Origin of the sequence: Zavarzinia sp., from assembly GCF_041650655.1 — a bacterium.
In the GTDB taxonomy this organism is placed as follows: Bacteria; Pseudomonadota; Alphaproteobacteria; order Zavarziniales; family Zavarziniaceae; genus Zavarzinia.
This window is the reverse complement of sequence record NZ_JBAZKR010000279.1, coordinates 1-2,589: the sequence shown is the minus strand read 5'-3', so window position 1 is coordinate 2,589 and position 2,589 is coordinate 1. Positions and strand designations below refer to the sequence as shown.

3 protein-coding genes are annotated in these 2,589 nt (G+C 67.7%); 1 reads left to right on the top strand and 2 read right to left on the bottom strand.

What is annotated here, in order from left to right; all coding sequences use genetic code 11:
- On the top strand, window positions 1-637 hold a 637-nt coding region (locus WC493_RS23570), incomplete at its 5' end, for an MFS transporter (protein ID WP_373069150.1).
- A gap of 21 nt (window positions 638-658) precedes the next feature.
- Here WC493_RS23570 and WC493_RS23565 read toward each other — a convergent pair.
- On the bottom strand, window positions 659-1,180 hold the full coding sequence (locus tag WC493_RS23565; protein ID WP_373069148.1) for a bacterioferritin: 522 nt from the start codon (window positions 1,178-1,180) through the stop codon (window positions 659-661).
- Between the two features lie 98 nt (window positions 1,181-1,278).
- Window positions 1,279-2,589: efflux RND transporter permease subunit (locus WC493_RS23560; protein WP_373069146.1), on the bottom strand; the 1,311-nt coding region annotated here is incomplete at its 5' end.

Genomic DNA, 2,589 nt, shown 5'->3' with positions numbered 1-2,589 from the left:
CGCGCACGGTCGCAGCGGCTACCGCATCGTCCTCCACGACCGCGTGTTCCTCGTCTTCTGCCTGGTCGCCGTGCTGCCCGTGTTCTGTATCGGCAACTTCGGTTCCATCTACTCGGTGTACATTACCGATTACCTCGGCGTGCCCTACGGCGAGTGGGGGATGCTGCTGGCGCTCAACGCGTTCATCGTAGCCACCGTGCAGTACCCGCTGGTGCGCGCCACGCGCTTCAAGAACCGCATGGTTCTGCTCGCCGTCGCCAGCGCCGCGCTGGCCACGGGCATCGGCGGCTCGGCTTTCGCGGGGCCGCTCTGGTCGCTGATCATCTTGATCGTCGTGATGAGCGTCGGTGAGACGCTGCTGTCCCCGGTGGCATCGGCGGAGGTGTCGGACCTCGCCCCCGAGGCGGTGCGTGGGCGCTACATGGGCGTCTGGACGATCGCCTGGAACGGCGGCGCGGCATTGGGCCCGGCCTTCGGCGGCTGGGCCATGGACGCCTTCGGCGGGCGCCAGGCCTTCGCCATCCTGCTGGTCGAAGGCTTGGTTGGCGCCGGCCTGTTCCTGGCGCTGGCTCCGGGATGGCGGCGCCGCCGTGAGACGGCCAAGGCGGCGGGGCAGCCGCTGCCCGAGGCCGCCTGAGCGGCGCCGCGCTCCGAAACCCTAGAGATCGAGAGCGTTCTGCAGGTCGCGGGCGTGCTCCTCCTCGACGATGAGGATGTCCTCCAGAGCCCGGCGCAGACCGTACTCCTGCAGCATCTCTGCCTGCCCGATGCGCTCCCGGTACCGGGCGATAGCGTCGAGCTCGCCCGCGAGGTCTTGCTCGAGCATGACCTTGGATTCCGGGGAGACGTAGATCTCGGCGACGTTCACGGCGGGGACGCCGCCGAGGAAGTCGATCTGGTCGCTCAGCGCGATGGCATGCTGGTGCTCCTCGTTGGAGTGCACGGTGAGCTCGGCGGAGATAGCGTCGTACTGCGGCCCGGTGATGACCGAGGCGTGCTGCACGTACTGGATGAGCGCCGAGTACTCCTTGGCGAGGTCGCGGTTGAGCTCGTCGACGAGCTCAGTCTTCGTGAGCCGGCGCGGCGCCCCAGGTTCCGCGGCCGTGGACGCCGGAGCCGTCTTGGGGGCACTCACGCGGATGGTCTTCCTCGTGGCCTTCTTGGCGGCGGGCTTCGCCATGCTTGTCTCCTTTCGCGGGGTGGCACCTACCGGCCGGCGCATTCGACGCCGGCATTTCGCCGTAGGATACCCAGGTAGACGGCGCGGCGAACCGTCTCTCAGCCCGGCGCAATCTCCGCCTCTCGCGGCACGACGTCGTCGTCCGCATCCTCGAAGGCGCTCTGCGGCCGCAGGCGATCGAAGACGAGGTAGAGCACCGGCACGAGAACGAGGGTCAGCACCGTCGAGGTGAACAGACCGCCGATGACGACGATCGCCAGGGGCGTGGAAAGAAAGCCGCCCTTGCCCATGCCCAGGGCCATCGGCGTGAGCGCGAGGATCGTGGCCACGGCCGTCATGAGGATAGGCCGCAGGCGCCGCCGGCCGCCTTCGATGACCGCCTCGCGGGCGTCCATTCCGCGCCGGCGGAATTGCTCCACGAGGTCGAGCAGCACGATCGCGTTGGTGACGACGATGCCGATGAGCATCAGCAGCCCGACGAGACTGGGCATCCCCAGCGCGGTGCCGGTGACGACCAGCGCAATGACCGCCCCTACCGCGGCGAACGGAATGCTGACCAGCAAGATTAGCGGATTCAGCAGGCTGCGGAAGGTGGCCACCATGATGACGTAGACGAGCAGGATGGCGATGAGCATGGCGATGCCGAGCGTGCGGAAGACCTCGTTCGTGACTTGCGTCGCGCCGGCAAGCTCCCAGGTCGCGCCGGTAGGCAGCTTCACGCCGTCCAGAGCTTCGGTCACCGCGCTGGACGCCGCCCCGATGTTGTTGTTCACGGCGGAGGCCGTGATGCTAGCCGTGCGCTGGCCGTCGACGTGCGTGACTTGCACCGGCGCCTTGACCTCGGTGATCGTGGCGATCTGCCCGAGCGGCACCATCCCTTGGGCGCCGGGTACCGGGAGGCGTGTGAGCATGGCGCTCACGGCGCCCGGGATGGGCGGGAGCTTGATGTCTCTCACCATCACCTGCGCCGGCAGTGCCCCATCGGCCGTTGGCACTACGCCGATGGGGTAGCCGTTCAGGATCAGTGTGGTGTAGAGGCTCAAGGTCGAAGGGCTCACGCCGGCGGCGGCGGCCTTTGCCTGGTCGATCGCCACGGTGGCCGACGGCCGGCCCTCGCTAAGGTTGGACTTGACGTCGGCGAGGTCAGCGACGGTCTTCACTCTCTTGAGGACAATGTCGTTGGCCGCCTTGAGCACGAGCGGATCGCTCGCCGACACGCGGACCTCCATCGTGGACATACCGCCCATGGAGCCCGACGCATCATCTCCGGTGACGGTGATGGTGCCGGCGTTCTGAAGCTTGGCGACCTTCGTGCGGACATTGTCGACGATCGTGAACTTGTCCATGTTCGGGTCGGTGGTGATAGTGAAGGAGGCTTGGCTAGATGAGGCGCTCGTGCCGCCGCCGGC